The following is a 22751-nucleotide window of genomic DNA, read 5'->3' as shown; positions in this document are numbered from 1 at the left end:
CCCTATCGCTACGTCTAGCGTAAGTCGCCAGACGTAGCGCCGTGCGTTCGCAAGTCGCGCGGTCCTCCAGAAGTTTCCCGCAGTACCTTTTCTTACCAACCTGTAGTCGTCAGCTTTTCGTTCGCGCATCCCGCGAAACGGAAACGCGAGGGTCACATGCACGCTGCTTCGCGCACGTTCACGTTGGTCGCAGGCGTCACCATCGCCGGTGATTCGTGTGAACGCGCGCGCCGCCCGGTCTTACGTGCATGCCGCCACGCCCGGCCAGCCGCCGGACACGGCCTCTCTCGCAGACGCTACGCAAACCGTCCGAAGAGAGATCGACGATCATGATGCCGAACCCCGCCGAGAAATACCGTCCGTTTCCGCAAGTCCGTCTGAATGGCCGCCGCTGGCCGAACCGCACGATCGAAAAAGCGCCCGTCTGGATGAGCACCGATCTGCGCGACGGCAACCAGTCGCTCATCGAGCCGATGAGCATCGCAGCGAAGCTCGAGTTCTTCGAGATGCTGGTGAAAATCGGGTTCAAGGAAATCGAGGTGGGCTTCCCGTCGGCATCGCAGACGGATTTCGACTTCGTGCGCAAGCTGATCGACGAAAAGCGCATTCCGGACGACGTGACCATCGAAGTGCTCGTGCAGTCGCGCCGCGAACTGATCGAGCGCACGTTCGAAGCGGTGGAAGGTGCGAGCAAGGTGATCGTGCATCTCTATAACGCGATCGCGCCGTCGTTCCGCAAGATCGTGTTCAACCAGTCGAAGGACGAAGTGAAGGCGCTGGCGGTCGAAGGCACGCGCATCATCAAGGAATGCGCGGCGGCGCGGCCGGACACGCACTGGATCTATCAGTACTCGCCCGAAACCTTCAGCATGACGGAGCTGTCGTTCGCGCGCGAAGTCTGCGATGCCGTCGCGCAAATGTGGCGTCCGACGCCCGATCACAAAATGATCGTGAATCTGCCCGCGACCGTCGAAGCGGCAACGCCCAACGTCTTCGCCGATCAGATCGAGTGGATGGACCGCAACATGGGCTTTCGCGACAGCATCGTGCTGTCGGTGCATCCGCATAACGATCGCGGCACGGCCGTCGCGGCGGCGGAAATGGCGTTGCTCGCTGGCGCGGATCGCATCGAAGGCTGCCTCTTCGGCAACGGCGAGCGCACCGGCAATGTCGATCTCGTGACGCTCGCGATGAATCTCTACACGCAAGGCGTCGATCCGGGCCTCGATTTTTCCGATATCGACGCCGTGCGCCGCGTCGTCGAGCGCTGCAATCAGATTCCGGTGCATCCACGCCATCCGTACGCGGGCGATCTCGTGTTCACCGCGTTTTCGGGTTCGCATCAGGACGCGATCCGCAAGGGCTTCGCGCAGCGCGTGCCGGGCACGGTGTGGGAAGTGCCCTATCTGCCGATCGATCCGGCTGATCTCGGCCGCAGCTACGACGCCGTGATCCGCGTGAACAGCCAGTCCGGAAAGGGCGGTTCGACGTATCTGCTCGAACGCGGTCTCGGCTTCACGCCGCCGCGCCGCGTGCAGATCGAATTCAGCCACGCCGTCCAGAAAGTCACCGATGCATCCGGCGCGGAAATCAGCGGCGAAGCGATCTGCGAGCTCTTCAAGCGCGAGTATTTCGATGCGGGCGGGCCGGTATCGCGCATCGACGTTTCGACGCTTACGGTATTCGAAAGGCGCGTCGCATTACCGGCCGTAGTGGCTGCGACGAGCGGCGACGCTCACGCGCAGGCGGTCGCCGCCGCGCTCGGCGTGGACGCGAGCGTGAACTGGTTCGAGACGTCCGCGACGGCGAACGGCGACACGGCGGCGTTCGTCGGCTGTCGTGTCGGAGACGGGCCGACGCGCTTCGGCGTCGCGGTGCATGCGAATCCGGCGCTCGCGGTCGCCGATGCCGTCGTGAGCGCGGTCAACCGCTCCGGGCGCGTCGTGGACAACCTGCGGCAAGACGAAGCCGTGGAAGCGTGATGGGCGGCGCGCGTGGCTATTCGAGCGCCACGCGCGTCGCCTGCAGGGCGAGCAGCTGCCATTGGCCTTCGGTCTGCACATGGACGGCGGTGTAGGCGATCGGAAACAGCAGCGCGCCGTTCTTCGATTCCATCTCGATCAGCGCACGGCCCGACACGAGGCACGTATCGCGGCCGGCGGGCAGCACATCCTGCGACTGAATTTCGATCTGCCGATAGCGGCGGCGGCCCGCGGTGATCGCGTCGATGAACTGGCGCTTCGTCTCCCGCTTGCCGTTCGTGTGGACGTAGCTGACGTTCTCGGCCAGCAGCGCGTCCAGCGCCGGGCCGTCGCCCTCGACCATGGCACGGAAGCGATCGCGCTCGAGGCCGCGGATGGCCTCAATGGTTTTTGCCGGCATCTGTCGATTCCCCTTGTGTCGAGGAACCGATGCGCCGGCGCCTCGTCAGAAGTTGTATTGCAGATATAGCTGGCTGAAATTTATACCAGGATTCGGCTCTTTGATACCGCCGTTCGACAGATGCTGAAAGCGAAATCCCGCTTGATAGCTCTGCTTCGACCCGAAGATCATGCCGACGCCCACCATGTCCGCGAACTGGAACGCCGACCCGACGCTGAAATCCTCGGTGATGCGCGTGTGCGAGAGCAGCCGCACGCCGACGCCCGCCTCGATGAACGGCCGGAAGTAGCCCGAGCTCTTCACGAAGCGCAGCACTGGCGTAATGCCGAATTCCCATATGTTCGGATGCACGGCGTTGTCCTCGGTCGTGTGCCAGTAGGACACGTGACCTTCGCCGATGAGCGTGAAGTGAAAACCGCCGATCTCCCACCAGGTGAGGCCCGGATCCCAGGACAGGCCGAGATCGGCCTTCTTGATGTCGTGGTCGGCGACGCCGCCGGCGATCTGGACACCGAATCGGTCGGCATGAGCCGCCGCCGACGCGAGACCCAATGCAGTACAAACCGCCACGCGCGCTAGCGGGCGGGGCCACGAACTCTTGTTTTTATGCATTTGCACCCCAATTTGCTCGGATAGCGGGTGTGTTTCGTAAATTGCTGTCGCTTGGCGATTCTAGTGACGTTTTAAAACATTTGCAGAAATCGCATCAGCGCGCCCCCGTTTGTAGAATTTCTGATCGCGACAGTGGGCAAGTAAGGTAAATCATGCGAAAACGTTTCAGCCTCCGGTAGTTTCTTCCGCTGCTCGCGCAACAGTCCGTCCTATTGGACCCGCAAATTCGATAGTTTTTGTGGGAACTCCCACATTCCCCTCTGCTCTAACACTTAGCACTCGATGGACTGGAGTGCTAATATCGTGTCTGACTTGCCGCGGTCGTTAAGCGGCACGTGAATTGTTGATAAGGAGCTTATGAGCGTGACCAATGCGATGACCCTTCCGAATGTTGTGAGCTCGGCACCTGCCAAGGCATCTTCGGCAGGCGCGCTGACGTACGCACAGTCGTCGATGCTGACCGGCCAGATCGGCAACATCGATTCATACATACAAGCAGTGAACCGTATTCCGATGCTTTCGCAGGCGGAGGAACGCCAGTACGCCACCGAATTCCGCGAGCAGGGCAACCTGAACGCCGCGCGCCAGCTGGTGCTTTCGCACCTGCGCCTCGTCGTGTCGATCGCCCGTAACTATCTCGGTTACGGCTTGCCGCACGCCGACCTGATCCAGGAAGGCAACATCGGTCTGATGAAAGCGGTGAAGCGCTTCGACCCAGAGCAAAACGTGCGCCTGGTGTCGTATGCGATGCACTGGATCAAGGCCGAGATTCACGAGTACATCCTGCGCAACTGGCGCATGGTGAAGGTCGCGACGACCAAGGCGCAGCGCAAGCTGTTCTTCAATCTGCGCAGTCACAAGACCAGCCATTCGGCGTTCACGCCGGACGAGATCGAAGGTCTCGCGAGCGAGCTGAACGTAAAGCGCGAGGAAGTCGCGGAGATGGAAACGCGCTTGTCGGGCGGCGATATCGCGCTCGAAGGCCAGGTCGAGGATGGCGAGGAAGCGTACGCGCCCATCGCCTATCTGGCCGACTCGCACAACGAGCCGACTAACGTCATCGCCGCGCGGCAGCACGACAGGCTGCAAAGCGACGGCCTCGCCGATGCACTCGAATCGCTCGACGAACGCAGCCGCCGCATCATCAAGGCGCGCTGGCTCGACGTGCAGGACGACGGCTCGGGCGGCAAGACGCTGCATGAACTGGCCGACGAGTTCGGCGTCTCAGCGGAGCGCATTCGCCAGATCGAGGCGAGCGCGATGAAGAAGATGCGCTCGGCGTTGCATGACTACGCGTAACAATTGACTGTGCCATTGCAGAAATTGCAAAGCCCGCCGTCGACGAGACGGCGGGCTTTTTCTTTGGCACTTCGCTGAAAACACAAACGGCGCCCGCGGGCGCCGTTTGTTATCGAGCTTCGATTATCGCCTCAGGCAGGCATCGGTGCAGCGCCGCCGCCGTTGCCGGACAAGCGCGTGGACAGTTGCGCCGCATAGCGCTGCGCCGCCGCGCCCACGACGATGTGGAACGTATCCGCCGACACCCACGCCACATCCAGCGACGACAAACGCTGACGATCCACCGACGACGGATCGCGCACGACCACGCGCAGGCGCGTCTGCGCAACCGCGTCGAGCGATACCACGTTGGTCGCGCCGCCGAACACCGCGAGCCAGCGGAACGGGTCCGGATCGAGCGGGCCGGGCGTCTGGTCGCCGCTCACCGCTGCCGCGACCGGTTGCGCCGGCGTCGACGATGCGGGCGTTGCGCCGCGCGTCGACGAATGCTCGAGTTCGCTGCGGATTTCATCGGCGATCAGATCGGCTTCCGGCCCGATGATCACCTGGACGTTGGTCGCGCCGCGCTTCAACACGCCGCGCGCGCCGATGCTCTTCAACTGCGGCTCCGACACCTTCTCCGAATCGACGACCGACAGACGCAGACGCGTCGTGCAGGCATCGACGAGCGTCAGATTGGATGCGCCGCCGAGCGCCGCGACGTACTTCGCAGCGCGCGTGTTCGACACGGCTGCTGCCGCGCCGGGCACGGGCGGAATCAGGCCGCCATCGACGGTTTGGGCCACGTCGGTTTCGGCGTCGGTCGTGGCCGGCTCGCGGCCCGGCGTCGCCATGTTGAACTTGCGGATAAAGAAGCGGAACAGGCCGTAATAGATGACGAAGTACACCGCACCGACCACGAGCGCCAGCCAGCCGCGCTGCGACAGACCGTAGTTCAGCACGTAGTCGATCGCGCCCGCCGAGAACGTGAAGCCCAGATGGATGCCGAGCGCCGAGCAGATGGCGAGCGACAGGCCCGTCAGCACTGCGTGGATGCCGTAGAGCACCGGAGCCAGGAACATGAACGAGTATTCGATCGGCTCGGTCACGCCCGTCAGGAATGCGGTCAGGGCCATGGAGAACAGCAGGCCGCCGACGATCGCGCGGCGCTCCTTCGGCGCTTCATGGAACATCGCGAGGCACGCGGCCGGGAGACCGAACATCATCACCGGGAAGAAGCCCGTCATGAAGCCGCCCGCCGTCTTGTCGCCCGCGAAGAAGCGATGCAGGTCGCCGTGCACGATCGCGCCGCCGTCGGGCGGCGTGAACGAGCCGAACACGAACCACGCGAGCGAGTTGATGATGTGATGCAGACCCGTAACCAGCAGGATGCGGTTCAGCACGCCGAACACGAAGGTGCCGAGCGCGCCGGCGGTCGTCAGCCAGTTGCCCGCGCCGTCGATGGCCGCCTGCACCGGCTGCCAGATGTAGCCGAAGACGATGCCGAGCACCAGACACGCGACGCCTGTCACGATCGGCACGAAGCGCTTGCCGCCGAAGAATGCCAGATACTCGGGCAGCTTGATGTCCTTGTATCGGTTATACAGATAGCCGGCCACCATACCGGCGATGATCCCCGACAGCACGCCCATGTTGAGCTTGTCGTTGATGTCCTTCATCACGGCCACTTCGATGAGGTAGCCGATCGCGCCGGCGAGACCCGCCGTGCCGTTGTTGTCCTTCGCGAAGCCCACCGCCACGCCGATCGCGAACAAGAGCGGCAGATTGGTGAAGATCGCGTCGCCGGCGTCGGCGATCATCTTGATGTTGAAGACATCGGGCTGGCCGAGACGCAAAAGCAGGCCGGCCACCGGTAGTACGGCGATCGGCAGCATCAGCGCGCGGCCTAGTCGCTGCATCTTTGCAAACGGGTTGGCGTCCATCGGGTTCTCCAAAAAATATAGGTCTTGTCTTTGCTGCTTCGGGGATTGCTGAAAAGGCATCCGTGAAGCTGGCTGCAGGGAAGACGTTCAGTCCTGCGGCCAGATTTCGCGGCTTGCCGCTCTTACTGCCTGAGCCGATTCGAGCGCGAGGCAATCCTCGGCGCGCTGACGGCACAGTTGGTAATCGAGATCGCGCACGCGCGCCTTGATGCCGGGCACCGACACCGGATCGACCGACAATTCCGTCACGCCGAGTCCGATGAGCAAGGGCGCCGCGACGGGATCGCCGCCGAGCGCGCCGCACACGCCGACCCACTTGCCGTGCTTCTCCGCGCCCTGCACCGCCGCCTTGATGAGACGCAGCACGGCCGGATGCAGGCCGTCGGATTGCGCGGCGAGATCGGGCTGGCAACGGTCCATCGCGAGCGTGTACTGCGTGAGATCGTTGGTGCCGATCGAGAGGAAATCCGCGTATTTCGCCAGTTGGTCGGCAAGCAGCGCCGCCGACGGCACTTCGATCATCACGCCCACTTCGACCGGATCGGTGCGGCCCGCTTCGCGCGCCAGTTCGTCGATGCGCGCACGCAAGCGCTGCAGTTCGCCGGAATCGGTGACCATCGGCAACAGGATTCGCAGCGCGCCCGCCGGCTTCACGGCGAGCAGGCCGCGCAACTGGTCATCGAGCAGATCGGGGCGCACTTGCGCGAGCCGGATGCCGCGCAGCCCGAGCGCCGGATTTTCCTCGGGCGGCAGCGTCAGATAATCGACTTCCTTGTCCGCGCCGACATCGAGCGTGCGGATGATCGCGGTGCGGCCCTGCAAGGCATCGACGATGCCCTGATAGCTTTGCGCGTGCTCCGCGACCGTCGGCGCCGACTGGCGATGAATGAACAGCAGTTCGGTGCGCAACAGGCCGACCGCATCGGCGCCGTTTTCGACGGCGGCTTTGGCGTCGTCGAGCGTCGCGATGTTCGCGGCGACTTCGATCGCGCGGCCATCCTTCGTCGATGCCGCTTCGCGCGACAGCTTGCGGTTCGCTTCACGCACGCCCGCGAGCCGCTCGCGCTCGTTGCGTGCGCGCTCGACGTCGAGCGCGGTCGGCGCATGCTCGATGCGTCCCGCCGATGCATCGACGACGACTTGCGTGCCTTCGGGAATCGCGTGCAGCGCATCGCCGATCGCGACGAGCGCCGGAATGCCGATCTGCCGCGCGATGATCGCCGCGTGCGAGGTCGCGCCGCCGCGCGCCATCACGAGCGCGGTGACGCGCGTGCGGTCGAGCGACGACAGATCGGACGGCGTGAATTCCGTGGCGGCGAGCACGGCTTCCTGAGGCAACTCGAGCGCCGCCGTGTTGTTGAGGCCGAGCGCGCGCAACACGCGCTTTTCGATGTCGCGAAGATCGGCCGCGCGCTCGGCGAGCAGTTCGTCCTGCACGTTCGAGAGCAGCGCGATCTGCGCGCGGATCGCCTCGCGCCATGCGAAGCCCGCGCTCTTGCCGAGGCTGATGAGATCGCGCGCGGCGTCGAGAAGCGTCGGATCTTCGAGCAGCACGCGATGCACCGCGAAAATGCCCGCTTCGCCGACCGCGCCGCGCTGCGACGCGGTACGCACGGTTTCGCCGAGTTCGGCATCGACCTGGGCGATGGCTTTATCGAGCGCGCGGCTTTCCGCCGCCGATGCGCCGCTCGCCTGTTCCGGCGGCACGATTTCCTGATCGTCCCAGCGCACCAGCTTGCCGATCGCGATGCCCGGCGCCGCGCACACGCCCGCGAGCGTGTTCGGCGGCAACGGCTCGCCCGTTCGCGTGGCTTGCACGACCGGCGCGGGCGACTTCTCGCGCGCGGGCGATTCTTCGACTTCGCCTTGCGCCGCGCGCAGCAATTCCACCGCGACCGCTTCGACCGCCTGTTGCGCCTGCACGCCGATGCCGACGAGCTCGATGGTCGCGCCCTCGCCCGCACCGAGGCCGAGCAGGCCGACGACGCTTTCCACCGGCGCCTTCTTGCCTTCGTAGCGCACTTCGACCTTCGCGTCGAAACCGCGGGAAGCTTCGCGTGCCCGCGCCGCCGGACGCGCATGGAGGCCGCCCGCATGGGAGAGCGTCAGGCTGCGGCGCGCTTCGTCGAGAACGACCGCGCCCGCGCGCGCCGTCTCGGCTTTCTCGCCGTCCTTGGCGCGCAGAACCAGCAGGCGCGAGCCCGCTTTCAGCACGCCGCGGCCGGCGCGATCGATGACATCGAAGGCATCGCCGTTGGCGATCGCGATTACCGAAACGAGGCTCGGCGCGTGCTGCGCGACGAAATCCGCATCGAACTCGATCAGCGGCTCGCCCGCGCGCACCGTCGCGCCTTGCTGGATCTTCGGCGTGAAGCCCTTGCCGCCCAGCTCGACCGTGTCGATGCCGATATGCACGAGAATCTCGGCGCCTTCCTTCGTGCGCAGCGTCACGGCGTGATGCGTGCGCGCCAGATGCGTGATGGTGCCGTCGCAGGGCGAGACGAGCACGTTATCGAGCGGATCGATGCCGATGCCGTCGCCGAACATGCCCTCGGCGAACACGGGATCCGGCACGTCGGCGAGCGGCACGACGGGACCGGTGAACGGCGCGAGCAGCACGACGTCGTTCGGGTTATCGATGGAATGGTTCAACAGTGACTCCTCGGCACGGCGCATCGGCTATCTCACTCAATGGGTTTCGGTGACCTTGTTCAGGTGGCGCGGCGCGTCGGGATTGCGCCCGCGCGCGGCGGCCAGACCCGCGGCCATCACGTAGAACGAAAGAATCGCGGCGATCGGATCGAGCGCAGGATGGTCCGTGGTGACGAGCGGCAGTTCGGCTTCGGCGACGTCGGCTGGGGCTGCGAGCAGCACGCGCGCGCCGCGGGCACGCATATCGGCGGCAAGCTGGATGAGACCCGCCTGCTCCGGCCCGCGCGGCGCGAACACGAGCAGCGGATAGTCGCGGTCGATGATCTCCATCGGACCGTGACGCACTTCTGCGCTGGAAAACGCTTCGGCCTGAATGCCCGACGTTTCCTTCAGCTTGAGCGCGGCTTCCTGCGCGATGGCGAGGCCGAGGCCGCGCCCGATCACGATCATGCGATCGACGCTCTTCAGTTCGTCGACGGCGCGCGTCCAGTCGAGCTTGCCGGCGGCGCGCAGCTTCTCGGGCAGCGAATCGAGCGCCTTCAGCAATTCGACGTCGCGCTGAACGTGCGCGATCACGATCGCGGAAAGCGACAGCATCGCGATATAGCTCTTGGTCGCGGCAACCGACAATTCGGGACCGGCGAGCAGCGGCAGGAAGTATTCGCACGCGCTTTCGAGCGGCGAACCGGAGACGTTGACGGCCGCGACGGTGAACGCCCCCGCGTCGCGCAGCGCCTGCATGGTGCCGACGAGATCGGGGCTCTTGCCCGACTGCGAGAACGCGACGGCCAGTTGGCCCGAGACACGCAGCGGCGCCTGCTGCAACGTCGCGACGGACATCGGCAGCGATGCGACCGGCACGCCGATGCGGCTCATCGTCAGGCTTGCGAAATAACTGGCGGCGTGGTCGGAACTGCCACGCGCGACCGTGAGCGCGACATTGCGCGGCTGTTCCTTGAGCTTTTCCGCGAGTTCTTCGATGCGCGAGGTATCGGCGAGCTGGGCCGCGACGACGTCGGCGGACTCGAGCGCCTCATTAAGCATATTCGACAATTGATTCTCCTTCGACGTACGTGGCGGTCAGCGCGTGCTCCCGGTCGAGCACGACGAGATCGGCCCAAGCGCCGCGCGCGATGCGGCCGCGGTCTTCGAGTCCGAGATAGTCGGCGGGGAAACGCGACAGGCGATTCGAGACGTCCGCGAGCGGAATGCCCAGCGAGACGAGATTGCGCAGCGCCTGATCCATCGTCAGGGTGCTGCCGGCGAGCGTGCCGTCCGCGAGGCGCACGCCGCCCATGCATTTGGTGACGTGCTGGCTGCCGAGGCGATATTCGCCGTCGGGCATACCGGCCGCCGAGGTGCTGTCGGTCACGACGTAGAGACGCGGAATCGCGCGCATCGCGGCCCGAATCGCGCCCGGATGAACGTGCAGCAGATCAGGAATCAGTTCCGCGTATTCGGCATGCGCGAGCGCCGCGCCGACCATGCCCGGGTCACGGTGATGCAGCGGCGACATTGCGTTGAACAGATGTGTGAAGCCGCGCGCGCCGTGCTTGAGCGCGTTCACGGCGTCGTCGTATGTGCCGAGCGAATGGCCGAGCTGCACACGCACGCCGCGCGCCGCGAGGTCCGAAATAATGTCGAGATGACCGGAGATTTCCGGCGCGATCGTGACGACGCGGATCGGCGCGAGATCGAGATACTTCAGCACTTCGTCGCGCACCGCGACGGCGGCCGCGTCCGGCTGCGCGCCGAGCTTGCCGGGATTGATGTACGGACCTTCCAGGTGCACGCCGAGCATGCGCGCGCCGCCCGCCGCGCGGTGTTTGGCCTGTTCGCCGAGACCCGCGACGACGCTCATGAGTTCGTCGCGCGGCGCGGTCATCGTGGTGGCGAGCAGGCTCGTCGTGCCGTGCTGCGCGTGCTGGCGGGCAACGGTGTCCGCCGCGTCGCCGCCTTCCATGATGTCGCGCCCGCCGCCGCCGTGAACGTGCAGATCGATAAAGCCCGGCAGGATGTAGGGCGCGTCGTTGGCGAGCGGATCGGCGATATGTCCTTCGAGCGCCGTCACGCGGCCGTTCTCGAAGCGGACCGTGCCGTGGATCCAGCCATCGGTCGTGAGTATGTTTCCTTTCAGCATGAATTTCTCTGGAAGTACGCGATGCATGGATGAGGTTCAGTGCCGTCCGCGCCGTGCTGCGAGCAGGCTTTCGTCGCGAAAGAAGCGAACGGCGTCCTTGGGTCCTCTCGTTCTCTGTTTGCTCTCTTGATGCGTCCGGATTAAGCGCGTCTGTGCCGACGCTTATCGATGCAGTTCCGCGACGAAGTCGTAGTAGTCGTCGCGACAGTAGGTGTCCGTCAATTCGATCGCGCGTTGATCCGCCGAATAGCCGATGCGCGTGATCACGAGCAGCGCTGCACGCGGCGCGACGCCCATGAGCCGCGCGATCTCCGCGCCGGCGTTCACCGCGCGAAAGTGCTGCAACGCGCGCACCACCGACAGCCCGCGCGCCTCCAGATACCGGTAGAGCGAAGCGCCGATCGCGAGTGGATCGGGCACCGCGGCGACCGGCAACGTTGAATGCTCGACCGCCATCACGATGCCGTCCGCGCGCCGCAACCGCTTCAGGCTTGCAACAGCCGCGCCCGGCGCCAGACCGAGGCGCACGGTTTCATCGCGATTCGCTGCGCGCAGTCCGCGTTCTAGCCAGATCGAATCGGGCGTGAAGCCGCGCTGCTCCATCTTTCGCGTGAAACCGGTGAGACGGGAAAGCGGATCTTCGACGCGCGGCGTGATGAAACTGCCCGCGCCTCGTACGCGCCGGATCAGGCCTTGCTCGACCAGCAGCGCGATGGCCTTTCTCGCGGTGATCCGCGACACGCCCACACCTTCCGACAACGTGCGCTCGGACGGCAGCGCCTCGCCAGCCGACCAGTTGCCCGCGTGGATCGCCGTGGCGAGGCGCGACGCCAACTGAAGATAGAGCGGCGTGTCGCTCCGCGCGTCGGGTGTCAGGTCCTGCCAGCGATGCTCCATCGAAAGCTCTCACCTCAGAAGTGGAGCCCATTATATAACCAACATAATACCAGTCAACGCTAAAGCGGCGTCTCAGGACGAACGTCAAATTTCTCGCTAAATCAATGAGTTAAAAAATGTTTAGCGGCTCGATTCGGAACATGTCTGCTATTGGGACTTACCCGTACACGTAGTCCACTTGCCGAATTGGTTCCTTAATTGCCTGATAACCCAATTTTCGGGCATTTTCGTATTCGCACGGTCGTTCTTCTTTGGCACAATGCATGTATTAATTCGGATTCACAATTAATTTCAACAAAACGAGAGACTAAAGCGATGGGCAGTTCCGATCCGAGCCGGGCCGTCGAAGCGGTGCGCCGTTTCAACCGTTTTTATGCACGCCATACCGGCGCACTCCACGAGCGGCTCCATAAAAGCTGCTTTTCGTTAACTGAAGTTCGCATCCTGCATGAGTTGGCGCACGACCGGGCTGCCACGGCGGCCGATTTATCGCGCAACCTTGGACTTGATACGGGCTATCTCAGTCGCCTGATCAACAATTTCCAGAAGAACGGCCTCGTGGTACGGCGAAAGAACGAATCGGACGGCAGAGCGCATCTGCTTCATATCACGCCCGAAGCGAAAGCCCAGGTCGATGAGATCGATCTGCACGTATCGGCCGAGGCCGCCGCGCTGCTCAAGCGGCTGACCGCTGCCGAAATCGATCAGCTCTGCACGGCAATGGCGGACGTCGAGCGTCTGCTCTCGCCGCCGAACGCCGAAGGAGAAACGCGACTGCGCGGCCCGCGCGCCGGAGACTTCGGCTGGATGATCGAGCGCCAGGCGCATCTATATAGCGGCGAGCGGCCGAAGCTGGTCAGCGAGGCATGGGCGGCGAACATGGTCGCGAACTTTCTCGCGGAGATGCAGGCGAACACCCCGCGCATCGCGTGTTGGGTGGCGGAGCAGAACAACGCGACGCGCGTCGGTGCCGCGATACTTACTGCGGACTCCGAAAGCCGCGCACGCATCGACATGTTGTTCGTCGAACCGGGCGCGCGGCGTCGCGGACTCGGCGAGCGGCTCGTCGCGGCGTGCACGAACTTCGCGCACGGCGCTCGCTACGAACAGGTGATCTGCCGGCTGGACGAGCCCTACGAAGATTTCTGCGGACTCTTCATGCGAACCGGTTTCACGCCGGTGCAGGAGGGGAGCACGGGCATTCTTTGGCAGCGGCAGTTGCAGCAGATTTGCGTCGACTGATTGCGCCAAGGAAAACGGCGTCCCGCAGGACGCCGTTTCGAAACTCAAGCGATGACATTCAGAACGAAGGCACGACCGAGCCTTTGAACTCGCTCTTCAGGAACTGGCGGACATCTTCCGACTGGTAAGCCGCAACCAGCTTCTTCACCCACGGCTGATCCTTGTCCTTCGCGCGCACCGCGATCAGGTTCGCGTACGGGCTATGCACGTCTTCGAGCGCGATTGCGTCCTTCGTCGGCTGCAGGCCCGCGGCAAGCGCGAAGTTCGTGTTGATCGCGGCGGCATCGACGTCGGCGAGCGTGCGCGGCAATTGCGCGGCGTCGAGTTCGACGAGCTTGATCTTCTTCGGATTCTCCGCCACGTCGAGCGCCGTCGCGTTGTTGCCGTTCGCGCCCGCGCCCGCCTTCAGCTTGATGACGCCTTGCGCTTGCAGCAGCAACAGCGCGCGATTCTCGTTCGACGGATCGTTCGGCACCGCGACCTTCGCGCCTTGCGGGAGATCCTTGAGCGACTTCAGTTTCTTCGAATAGACCCCGAGCGGCGAGATATACGTCAGCCCCGCGTTGACGATCTTGTAGCCGCGCTGCTTGATCTGACTGTCGAGATACGGCTGATGCTGGAAACTGTTTGCGTCGAGATCGCCGGCGTCGAGCGCTGCGTTCGGCTGCACGTAGTCGTTGAACTCGATCACTTTCACGTTGAGCCCTTCGCGCTTCGCGACCTTCTGCACGACTTGCCAGATTTGCGCGTCCGGGCCGCTGATGGTGCCGACCTTGATCACCTTGTCGTCGGCGTGAGCGGCGAGGCTCGTGAACAACGCGGCGGAGGCCGCGACTGCGGTAATGGCTTTAAGCAAATTTCTGCGCTGCATGGTGTTCCTGTTTCGATGATGCGTGCTTGCTGGATTGCCTGATTCGTCTCCGATCGATGATCAGACCGGGTGACGGATGTTCGCACAGCATTGGTGCGACGTGAAATACAGATTGCTCATGTGAATATCCGCTGCCACGGGGTACGGCTAGAATCGACAACAGAACATCACAAATCTCGCGAGCCGGAGGCGCATCTCACCATGTACGTCATCAATCTTCGCTACACAGGCGCGCTTGCCGAGATCGACGACGCGCTCGACGCGCATCGCGCCTATCTCGAGCGCTATTTCGCGGCGGGCGTCTTCGTGATGGCGGGACCGAAGGTGCCGCGGGATGGCGGCGTCATCGTGGCGTCAGGCATCGAGCGCGATCGGCTAGATGCGATCGTCGCGGAGGATCCGTTCGCGCAGCAAGGGCTCGCGCACTACGACATCATCGAATTCAAGGCGACGCGGCTCGCGCCGGGTCTGAATCTGCCTGAGCCGTCGCTGGACGGCTGAAAAAGAAAAGTGGCCCGTTCGGGCCACTTTCGCGATCAGTCGATCAAGATCTTCAGGTCGTGAACCCACGGCTCGACGCCCTGCCCGTCGCGCGCGAAGAGACGCAGCTTGCCGTCCTTGTCGAACACGTAGCTCGCGGCGGTGTGATCCATCGTGTAGTCGTCGGGCGTCTTGCCCTGCGACTTCGCATAGTAGACGCGGAAGTCCTTGGCGAGCTTCGCGAGTTGCGCATCGTCGGCGGGCCGCAGACCGACATACGACGAGTTGAACGCCGCCACGTACTGACCGAGCAGATCGGGCGTGTCGCGCGCCGGGTCGACGGTGACCATCAGCACCTGCACGTCTTTCGCTTTGTCGCCGAGTTGCTGCATCGCTTGGGAGAGCTCGGCGAGCGTCGTCGGGCACACGTCGGGGCAATGCGTATAGCCGAAGAACAGCACCACGGCCTTGCCCTTGAAGTCCGCGAGCGTGCGCGTCTTGCCGTGCGTATCGGGCAAGGCGAAATCGCTGCCGAATTGCTTGTTCCCGGTGATGTCGAGATTCTTGAAATCCGGGGCTTTCTCGCACGCCGAAAGCAGCGCCGCGAAAAACAGCAGCGCGAAGATGCGACGAAGAATGGCCGTCATGCGCCGATCACCGTACGCACGTAGTGATCGACGAGCAGCGCGCCGAACAGCAGCGACAGGTACACGATCGAATAGCGGAAGGTCTTGCGCGCGAGCGCATCGGAATAGTCGCGATACATCTTCCACGCGTAGCCGATGAAACCCGCGCCGAGGGCGATCGCGCTCGCCAGATACACGACGCCGCTCATGCCGGAGATATACGGCATCAGCGTCACGGCGAACAGCACGAGGGTGTAGAGGAAGATGTTGAGCAGCGTGTACTTCTCGCCGTGGGTGATCGGCAACATCGGCAGGCCGGCGTTCTCGTAATCCTTGCGGCGATACAGCGCGAGCGCCCAGAAATGCGGCGGCGTCCACACGAAGATGATCAGCACGAGAATCCATGCGTCGCCGGGCACGTGTCCCGTGACCGCGGCCCATCCGAGCGCCGGCGGCATTGCGCCCGACGCACCGCCGATCACGATGTTCTGCGGCGTGTAAGGCTTGAGCAGCAGCGTGTAGATGACCGCGTAGCCGACGAACGTGGCAATGGTGAGCCACATCGTGAGCGGATTGGTGAACGTGTAGAGCGTCCACATGCCGATGCCGCCGAGCAACGCGGAGAACGTCAAAATCTGCGTGGACGTGATCTGGCCGCGCGCGGACGGTCGCCACGCGGTGCGGCGCATTTTTGCATCGACTTTTTGCTCGACGAGACAATTGATTGCAAATGCCGCGCCGGCCAGCAACCAGATGCCGACGGCGCCGCCGATCAGCTTGTCCCACGGCACCATGCCGGGCGTGGACAGAAACATGCCGATGACGGCACAGAAAACGGCGAGCTGCGTGACGCGCGGCTTGGTCAGCGCGAGATACTGCGATGCGCGGCTGCCGAGTGGGGAGTTGAGTGTCGTGCTATCCATGATGTGGAGTCACGCTGAAACGACGTCGCGCGCGGGAACTGCGGCGCGGCCGGGACGGCTGGAAGAGATTCGAAAGTTTAGCATAACGAGTAGCAGCAACAGGATCGCGGCTCCGCCGTTGTGCGCCACCGCGACCGGCAACGGCCACTGCAGCACGATGTTCGACATGCCCGTCAGGAACTGAAGGACGATCATCAACAATACGCCGTTTGCGGGCTTTCGCAGCGATTCGAAACGTCGCAGTCTCAGCGCGAGCCACAGCAGATAAATCACGACGACGACCGCGAACGTGCGATGCGTCCAGTGAATCGCCACCAACGCGTCCTGCGAGATCACGTCACCGTCGCCGGTCATGCCGAGCGCGCGCCAGAGATGAAAGCCGTGCTCAAAATTCATTGGCGGAACCCACTGGCCGTTGCACAGCGGAAAGTCCGTGCACGCGAGCACCGCGTAATTCGTGCTGACCCAGCCGCCGAGCGCGATCTGCACGACGAGCACCAGCAAGCCGAATGCCGCGGCCGGCATCCAGCGCGCGGCGGCGGCATTCGAAACCGAGTCGAGCGATGGAATCGGCGTCATGCGCGCCGCCAGCCAGCCGAGCACGCCGAGCAGCGCGAGTCCGAGCAGCAGGTGCGTCGTGACGATCACCGGTTGCAGCTTCAGTGTGACGGTCCACGCGCCGAACGCGCCTTGCAGCAGGATAAGCAGCAGAATGCCCGTCGGCCACCACGGCGACACGTGCAGCGGACGCTTCTTGATGCGCGCCGTCCACGCGATGATCACCTGCGCGATGATGAGCACGCCGATCGCCATCGCGAAATAGCGATGCAGCATCTCGATCCACGCCTTCACCATGCTGACGGGACCGGTCGGCATCGCCTGATACGCGGCTGAAATCTGCGCATGGGCGATGAACGGCGACGACGTGCCGTAGCAGCCGGGCCAGTCCGGGCAGCCGAGGCCGGAATCGGTCAGACGCGTGAAGCCGCCGAACATGATGAGATCGAGCGTCAGGAAAGTGGTCAGCCAGACGAGTTTCCTGAACTTGTCGTCATCGGCCTTCACCCATACGTACGAGAGCGGCAGCAGCGCGATGCAGATGCCGATCAGGCCCAGTTGCAATACATAACTCATGTTTAACCTTCAAACCGCGTATTAGCCGCGTTTTAGCCGCGCTTTAGCCGATGCGCGACCACTTCAGGAGCTTTGCCACATCCCCGTTGATCTTCTTCGGATCGGGATTTTTCGGGAAGCGCATCATCAGATTGCCGTTCGGATCGACGAGAAAGATGTGATCCGTGAGCTTTGTGCCGTCATTCACCGGCAGCCACGCCGCGATCGCCTTCTCGTCGGCGACGAGCATGCGCGTGTCCGGCTGCGGATACGCGGACTTGATGACGTCGGCGACCGGCTTGTCATCGGTGCGCAGCCACACGTTCACGACGCGCTCGCGCTCGGCGTTCTGCAACACGCGCACTTGTCGCATGAAATAGAGGCGCGTCGCGCATTGCTCGTCGCAGTCGCTGCCGTTGACGGTGATCATCAGCCATTTGCCTTCGAGCGACTTGAACGGCAGGGTCTGCCCTTTTTCATCGGTGACGACGAGCTGCGCCGGAATCGGGCGCTGCGGATCGATCAGCGTGCCGTAGCTCGATGTGCCGCCCGCGGGCTTGAACACGTAGTACATCAGATACGACGCGATCACCGGCGCCGCGCACACGAGCGCGAGCAGCAAAAGCATCCAGCGGCCGCTGATCCAGGAGCCTTTCTTCGCGTTTCCTTGCTGCGTGCGTGTCTTGTCGGTGGCAGCGGAGCGTTGTGATTGCATCGGTGAAAATGTGTCTCTGTTCGTCAGTGTTCAGGCGTGATGCTCGGCTTCATCGTCGGATTCGCCGCCTATGTCGGTTGCATCGCGCTTCTTCGCGGCGCGGTGCGCGGCGTACAGGCCAAACCCGATGGCCGCCGCCGCCATGCCCCACCACTGGAACATGTAGCCGTAATTGCGCTCGACGCCGAGCGTCGGCGCGGGCCAGTCGCGCACGAGCCTGTCGCCGGTATCGTTCGTCTGCTGGATCACGAACGGCTGAAACGCCAGCCCGGTTTCGGCCGCGTACGATCTGATATCCAGGTTCTGGCGGATCTCCTTGTGCGCAGCCGATCCGCCGCTGCCCAGTTCGAACGCCTGCGACGCATTCGCGCGCGCGATCCCCTTCACCTCGACGACGCCTTTCGGCGTCTCATACGGCTCGATGCCCGTGCGGTCCGCCATGTTGCGCGGCAGCCATCCGCGATTGACGAGCACATAGCCGCCGCCCTCGAGTTTAAGCGGCATCACGACATAAAAGCCTGGCTGGTCGTTATAGGGACGATTGTCCAGATACACGACGCGCTCCGGCATGAACTCGCCGCGCGCCTCCACGCGATGGAACTCGATCGACTTGAGCGGCATCGGCTCGACGCCGACTTCGCGCGCGGGCGCATTCTCGAACGCGACGATCTGCGCGTTGAGCGCTTCCTTCTGATGCGCGCGGTCGCGCTGCCAGAAGCCGAGGCGCACCGTGATCGCGACGACGATCAGAATCAGGAGCGCGGGCCAGAACCGGATCTTCATGCCGAACGCCTAACCGTCGGCATCCGGCCGGCCGCTACACGCCGGGTTCCGTCGAGTGAGATAATGAGATAGTCCAAATTCATACTGCTCACCGTCGTTCCTGAGCAAAATCGCTGGCTGGTTTCATGCACATCTTCGTTGCTATCGCATTCATCCTTATCATCGGCAGCCTGGGCTCGGCGCTCTATTTCATGATGACCGACCGGGGCAGGACGAAGCGGATGGTGTGGTCGCTCGCCGCGCGCGTCGGGCTGTCCATCTCGCTCTTCCTTTTCATCCTGTTCGCTCACTGGATGGGCTGGATTCAAACGTCGGGCGTTCCCATCGGACGCTGATCGCGACGATACGCGCAACGCGCGCCTCGCCCCGCGAGGCGAATTGTCGCGCGCGGCGCTAAAACGCACCGCCTCTTCAAACGACAACGCCGCCCCTTGAGACATCGAGGGCGGCGTGTTGATCACTGCTTCTATGCTCTCGGACCGGCGTCGCCGCCGGCCTTGCATCGCGGACGGCGCATCGCGCGCGCCCGCGTCGATATTCCTTACAGCCAGTAGACGACGACGTACAGACCCAGCCACACGACGTCGACGAAGTGCCAGTACCACGCGGCGCCCTCGAACGCGAAGTGGTGCTCCGCCGTGAAGTGACCGCGAATCAGCCGGAACATCACCACTGCCAGCATCGTGCCGCCGAGGAACACGTGGAAACCGTGGAAGCCCGTCAGCAGGAAGAACGTCGAGCCGTACACGCCGGAGTTGAGCGTCAGGTTGAGTTCGTTGTACGCGTGGAAATACTCGTAGCCCTGGCAGAACAGGAAGATGATACCGAGCAGAACAGTCGCGCCCAGCCAGATGATCGCCTTCTTGCGATGATCTTCGCGCAGCGCGTGGTGCGCCACCGTCAGCGTCGCGCCGGAAGACAGCAGAAGCGCCGTGTTGATGGTCGGCAGGGGCCACGGCACCATCGCGCGGAAATGCGGCACGAGCGCGGCGGGGCCGTTGTTCGGCCACACGGCGGTGAAGTCCGGCCAGATCAGCTTGTAGTCGAGGCTGCCGAGTTCGTGCATCGCGATGGCGCGCGCGTAGAACAGCGCGCCGAAGAACGCCGCGAAGAACATCACTTCGGAGAAGATGAACCAGCTCATGCTCCAGCGGTACGACACATCGACACGCTTGCCGTACATGCCGCCTTCGGATTCGGAAATGGCGTCGCCGAACCAGTGCCACAGCACGAACAGCACGAACAGCAAGCCGATAAACGTGCCGGCGGGCCCGAAGCTATGGCCGTTCACCCACGACGCCAGCGAGGCGAGCATGATCAGCAAGCCAGTTGCAGCCATCACCGGATGCCGCGACGGATGCGGCACGAAATAGTACGGGCTCTCGTTTTGACCGCTCATTGTTGATTCTCCACTTCGATCCAGTTGCTTGAATTTTCTTTTGCCGCCGGCTGCAGCGCTTCGCGCGACGCCCGGCGTTTTCCGTCTATCCCACTACCGCGCGCACGATCAGCAACAACACGACGATGAACAGCACCGCCCCGATGATGCCCGCCGCGATCAGATGCAGCGGATTCAACTGCGCGGCGTCGCTCTCCAGGTCGGCCCGGCGGCGCACGCCGAAAAACGACCAGCACACCGCCTTGATGAGCTTGAAGAAACCGCCCTTTTTCGGCGTATCCGCGCTCATGGCCGTCACGAGCCCTTCGCCACCGACTTCGGCGTGTTCAGCTCGAAGAACGTGTACGACAGCGTGATCGTCTTCACATCCTTCGGCAGCTTCGGATCGACGACGAACACGACCGGCATGCGCTTGGTCTCGTTCGGCGCGAGCGTCTGCTGCGTGAAACAGAAGCATTCGATCTTCTTGAAATACTCGGTGGCCTGCTTCGGCGCATAGCTCGGAATCGCCTGCGCGTTCACCGTGCGATTCTGCTCGTTGGTCACGTCGTACATGACCGTCATCACTTCGCCGGGATGGATGTCCAGCGAGTTCTGCTCCGGCTTGAACTTCAGCGGGCCGCGCGCGTTCGCATCGAATTCGATCGAGATCGAGCGGCTCATGTCCACTTGCGTGTTCTTCGCCTCGCGCGCGCCGACGTCCTTCTGCACGAGGTTGTTGATGCCGGTGATCTGGCAGATCGCGCGGTACATCGGCACGAGCGCAAAGCCGAAGCCGAACATCAGCGCGGCGACGACGAAGAGCTTGACCAGCATCGACCGGTTGAACGACCGGTCGACATGCGAATTTTCCTGCTGAGTGGACACGTTGCTTTCCTACCCTCGCGACAACAGGTATTGCCTGACGACGATACCCAGAAAGAAGACGGCGGCAACCAACACCATGATGATTCCGAGCCGCTTGTTACCCGCGCGTATTTCCTCGGGCGTGCGTCTTTTTTGTGGATTCGGGGCCATGCTTTCTCTTGCTTGCCGGCTGCAAGACTTCCGTGGCGGAAGCCTTGCAAACCTCGATGCTATTTATTCGACCGTCGGCGGATTTTCAAACGTATGGAACGGCGCCGGGCTCGGCACGGTCCATTCGAGGCCTTCCGCGCCATCCCACGGCTTGTCGGATGCCTTCTCCAGCTCGCCGCCGCCACGATACGTCGGCAGCGCGACCGCGAACAGGAAGTACACCTGTGCGAGGCCGAAGCCGAATGCGCCGATCGTCGCGACCTGGTTGAAGTCCGTGAACTGCGCCGGGTAGTCCGCATAACGGCGCGGCATGCCGGCGAGACCCAGGAAGTGCATCGGGAAGAACGTGATGTTGAAGAAGATCATCGACGCCCAGAAGTGGATCTTCCCGCGCATCTCGTTGTACATCCAGCCGGTCCACTTCGGCGCCCAGTAGTACCAGCCTGCGAACAGCGCGAAGAGCGAACCCGCCACCAGCACGTAGTGGAAGTGCGCCACCACGTAATAGGTGCCGTGCATCTGGATGTCGAGCGGCGCCATCGACAGGATCAGGCCCGTGAAGCCGCCCATCGTGAACACGAACAGGAAGCCGATCGCGAACAGCATCGGGGTTTCGAACGACAGCGCGCCGCGCCACATCGTCGCCACCCAGTTGAACACCTTCACGCCCGTCGGGACCGCGATCAGCATCGTCGCGTACATGAAGAAGAGCTGGCCCGTCACCGGCATGCCGGTCGCGAACATGTGGTGCGCCCACACCATGAACGACAGGATCGCGATCGATGCCGTCGCGTACACCATCGAGCTATAGCCGAACAGCGGCTTGCGCGAGAACGCCGGAATCACCTGCGACACGATCCCGAACGCCGGCAAGATCATGATGTACACCTCGGGGTGACCGAAGAACCAGAAGATGTGCTGGTACATCACCGGATCGCCGCCGCCCGCCGCGTTGAAGAACGACGTGCCGAAGTGACGGTCGAACAGCACCATCGTGATCGCGCCCGCCAGGACCGGCATCACGGCGATCAGCAGGTACGCGGTGATGAGCCACGTCCACGCGAACATCGGCATCTTCATGAGCGTCATGCCCGGCGCGCGCATGTTCAAAATCGTCACGACGATGTTGATGCCGCCCATGATCGACGACGCGCCCATGATGTGGACCGCGAAAATCGCGAAGTCCATGCCGGGGCCCATTTGCGTGGAGAGCGGCGCGTACAGCGTCCAGCCCGCGGCGGTTGCGCCGCCCGGCACGAAGAACGAGCCGACGAGCAGCACCGCGGCGGCCGGCAGCAGCCAGAAGCTGAAGTTGTTCATCCGCGCGAACGCCATGTCCGATGCGCCGATCTGCAGCGGCACCATCCAGTTCGCGAAACCGACGAACGCCGGCATGATCGCGCCGAACACCATGATGAGGCCGTGCATGGTGGTCAGCTGATTGAAGAACTCGGGACGCATGATCTGCAGGCCCGGCTCGAACAGCTCGGCACGGATGCCGAGCGCCATCACGCCTCCGGAGAGGAACATGATGAAGGAGAACAACAGGTACAGCGTACCGATGTCCTTGTGGTTGGTAGCGAAGAGCCACCGGCGCCAGCCATGCGGCGTCTCGTGCGCATGGTCGTGCGCGTGGTCGTGACCTGCGCCTACATCGTGTCCGATGCTAGACATGACA

The 22751-nt window shown here is 63.5% G+C and carries 23 protein-coding genes; 5 read left to right on the top strand and 18 right to left on the bottom strand.

Features of this window, described 5'->3' with window-relative positions:
• Positions 1 to 329: 329 nt before the first annotated feature.
• The gene (gene leuA, locus NCS67_RS00815) at positions 330 to 1982 is read left to right on the top strand and encodes a 2-isopropylmalate synthase (protein WP_250433599.1); all 1653 of its coding nucleotides are present in this window, start codon (positions 330 to 332) and stop codon (positions 1980 to 1982) included.
• Between the two features lie 16 nt (positions 1983 to 1998).
• On the opposite strand, the gene NCS67_RS00810 is transcribed toward leuA, so the two are convergent.
• Positions 1999 to 2382, bottom strand: coding sequence for a nuclear transport factor 2 family protein (locus tag NCS67_RS00810; RefSeq protein WP_008351729.1), 384 nt, complete (start codon positions 2380 to 2382; stop codon positions 1999 to 2001).
• 45 nt (positions 2383 to 2427) lie between these two features.
• Positions 2428 to 2994, bottom strand: coding sequence for an acyloxyacyl hydrolase (locus NCS67_RS00805; protein ID WP_034470522.1), 567 nt, complete (start codon positions 2992 to 2994; stop codon positions 2428 to 2430).
• 363 nt (positions 2995 to 3357) lie between these two features.
• Between NCS67_RS00805 and rpoH the strand changes: the two genes are divergently transcribed.
• Positions 3358 to 4293, top strand: coding sequence for an RNA polymerase sigma factor RpoH (gene rpoH / locus NCS67_RS00800; protein ID WP_008351733.1), 936 nt, complete (start codon positions 3358 to 3360; stop codon positions 4291 to 4293).
• A 131-nt stretch (positions 4294 to 4424) separates the two neighbouring features.
• On the opposite strand, the gene nagE is transcribed toward rpoH, so the two are convergent.
• From nagE to NCS67_RS00775, 5 genes are all read right to left on the bottom strand, one after another.
• Positions 4425 to 6215 carry an N-acetylglucosamine-specific PTS transporter subunit IIBC gene (gene nagE / locus NCS67_RS00795; protein WP_034470518.1) on the bottom strand — a complete coding sequence of 597 codons (1791 nt, stop codon included), beginning with the start codon at positions 6213 to 6215 and terminating at the stop codon, positions 4425 to 4427.
• 87 nt (positions 6216 to 6302) lie between these two features.
• Positions 6303 to 8891, bottom strand: coding sequence for a phosphoenolpyruvate--protein phosphotransferase (gene ptsP / locus NCS67_RS00790; RefSeq protein ID WP_175979767.1), 2589 nt, complete (start codon positions 8889 to 8891; stop codon positions 6303 to 6305).
• Positions 8892 to 8903: 12 nt separating this feature from the next.
• Complete coding sequence (locus tag NCS67_RS00785; protein ID WP_250433903.1) at positions 8904 to 9911, bottom strand: SIS domain-containing protein; 1008 nt, start codon at positions 9909 to 9911, stop codon at positions 8904 to 8906.
• Positions 9904 to 11007 (bottom strand): N-acetylglucosamine-6-phosphate deacetylase, encoded by a 1104-nt coding sequence (gene nagA / locus NCS67_RS00780; protein ID WP_008351739.1) that lies wholly within the window; start codon positions 11005 to 11007, stop codon positions 9904 to 9906. The genes NCS67_RS00785 and nagA overlap by 8 nt, the downstream gene beginning before the upstream one ends.
• Positions 11008 to 11169: 162 nt before the next feature.
• Positions 11170 to 11904, bottom strand: a complete 735-nt coding sequence (locus tag NCS67_RS00775) for a GntR family transcriptional regulator (RefSeq protein WP_008351740.1) — start codon at positions 11902 to 11904, stop codon at positions 11170 to 11172.
• Positions 11905 to 12102: 198 nt separating this feature from the next.
• Here NCS67_RS00775 and NCS67_RS00770 point away from each other — a divergent pair, with 198 nt between their 5' ends.
• Positions 12103 to 13146 carry a bifunctional helix-turn-helix transcriptional regulator/GNAT family N-acetyltransferase gene (locus NCS67_RS00770; protein ID WP_250433597.1) on the top strand — a complete coding sequence of 348 codons (1044 nt, stop codon included), beginning with the start codon at positions 12103 to 12105 and terminating at the stop codon, positions 13144 to 13146.
• A gap of 58 nt (positions 13147 to 13204) precedes the next feature.
• Here the strand turns inward: NCS67_RS00770 and NCS67_RS00765 are convergent, their stop codons facing one another.
• Positions 13205 to 14017: a MetQ/NlpA family ABC transporter substrate-binding protein gene (locus tag NCS67_RS00765; RefSeq protein ID WP_008351742.1), complete on the bottom strand. Its 813-nt coding sequence runs from the start codon at positions 14015 to 14017 to the stop codon at positions 13205 to 13207.
• Positions 14018 to 14218: 201 nt separating this feature from the next.
• Between NCS67_RS00765 and NCS67_RS00760 the strand changes: the two genes are divergently transcribed.
• Positions 14219 to 14518 (top strand): YciI family protein, encoded by a 300-nt coding sequence (locus tag NCS67_RS00760; RefSeq protein WP_034470513.1) that lies wholly within the window; start codon positions 14219 to 14221, stop codon positions 14516 to 14518.
• A 35-nt stretch (positions 14519 to 14553) separates the two neighbouring features.
• On the opposite strand, the gene NCS67_RS00755 is transcribed toward NCS67_RS00760, so the two are convergent.
• Genes NCS67_RS00755 through NCS67_RS00735 form a run of 5 tightly spaced genes read right to left on the bottom strand, consistent with a single transcriptional unit; the run spans position 14554 to position 18657 of the window.
• Positions 14554 to 15144: an SCO family protein gene (locus NCS67_RS00755; protein ID WP_008351744.1), complete on the bottom strand. Its 591-nt coding sequence runs from the start codon at positions 15142 to 15144 to the stop codon at positions 14554 to 14556.
• Positions 15141 to 16046 (bottom strand): heme o synthase, encoded by a 906-nt coding sequence (gene cyoE, locus NCS67_RS00750; protein WP_008351745.1) that lies wholly within the window; start codon positions 16044 to 16046, stop codon positions 15141 to 15143. Before cyoE ends, NCS67_RS00755 begins: the two co-directional genes overlap by 4 nt.
• A gap of 9 nt (positions 16047 to 16055) precedes the next feature.
• Positions 16056 to 17180 (bottom strand): COX15/CtaA family protein, encoded by a 1125-nt coding sequence (locus NCS67_RS00745; RefSeq protein WP_008351746.1) that lies wholly within the window; start codon positions 17178 to 17180, stop codon positions 16056 to 16058.
• Positions 17181 to 17223: 43 nt separating this feature from the next.
• Positions 17224 to 17874: an SCO family protein gene (locus NCS67_RS00740; protein WP_008351749.1), complete on the bottom strand. Its 651-nt coding sequence runs from the start codon at positions 17872 to 17874 to the stop codon at positions 17224 to 17226.
• Positions 17875 to 17904: 30 nt separating this feature from the next.
• Positions 17905 to 18657, bottom strand: a complete 753-nt coding sequence (locus tag NCS67_RS00735; RefSeq protein ID WP_250433595.1) for an SURF1 family protein — start codon at positions 18655 to 18657, stop codon at positions 17905 to 17907.
• Positions 18658 to 18782: 125 nt separating this feature from the next.
• Here NCS67_RS00735 and NCS67_RS00730 point away from each other — a divergent pair, with 125 nt between their 5' ends.
• A complete protein-coding gene (locus tag NCS67_RS00730) occupies positions 18783 to 18992 on the top strand; it encodes a twin transmembrane helix small protein (RefSeq protein WP_008351753.1) in 210 nt (69 codons plus the stop codon).
• 206 nt (positions 18993 to 19198) lie between these two features.
• Here the strand turns inward: NCS67_RS00730 and NCS67_RS00725 are convergent, their stop codons facing one another.
• From NCS67_RS00725 to ctaD, 5 genes are all read right to left on the bottom strand, one after another.
• Positions 19199 to 20056, bottom strand: a complete 858-nt coding sequence (locus tag NCS67_RS00725) for a cytochrome c oxidase subunit 3 (protein ID WP_008351755.1) — start codon at positions 20054 to 20056, stop codon at positions 19199 to 19201.
• An 85-nt stretch (positions 20057 to 20141) separates the two neighbouring features.
• A complete protein-coding gene (locus tag NCS67_RS00720) occupies positions 20142 to 20345 on the bottom strand; it encodes a DUF2970 domain-containing protein (RefSeq protein ID WP_008351758.1) in 204 nt (67 codons plus the stop codon).
• Between the two features lie 5 nt (positions 20346 to 20350).
• Positions 20351 to 20923 carry a cytochrome c oxidase assembly protein gene (locus NCS67_RS00715; protein WP_008351760.1) on the bottom strand — a complete coding sequence of 191 codons (573 nt, stop codon included), beginning with the start codon at positions 20921 to 20923 and terminating at the stop codon, positions 20351 to 20353.
• 9 nt (positions 20924 to 20932) lie between these two features.
• Positions 20933 to 21073, bottom strand: a complete 141-nt coding sequence (locus NCS67_RS00710) for a cytochrome oxidase small assembly protein (RefSeq protein WP_008351762.1) — start codon at positions 21071 to 21073, stop codon at positions 20933 to 20935.
• 63 nt (positions 21074 to 21136) lie between these two features.
• Positions 21137 to 22747 carry a cytochrome c oxidase subunit I gene (gene ctaD, locus NCS67_RS00705; RefSeq protein ID WP_008351764.1) on the bottom strand — a complete coding sequence of 537 codons (1611 nt, stop codon included), beginning with the start codon at positions 22745 to 22747 and terminating at the stop codon, positions 21137 to 21139.
• Positions 22748 to 22751: the final 4 nt, after the last annotated feature.

Origin of the sequence: Caballeronia sp. ATUFL_F2_KS9A (assembly GCF_023630765.1) — a bacterium.
In the GTDB taxonomy this organism is placed as follows: domain Bacteria; phylum Pseudomonadota; class Gammaproteobacteria; order Burkholderiales; family Burkholderiaceae; genus Caballeronia; species Caballeronia zhejiangensis.
The sequence above is the reverse complement of the archived record's forward strand: the minus strand, read 5'-3'. Positions and strand labels throughout refer to the sequence as shown.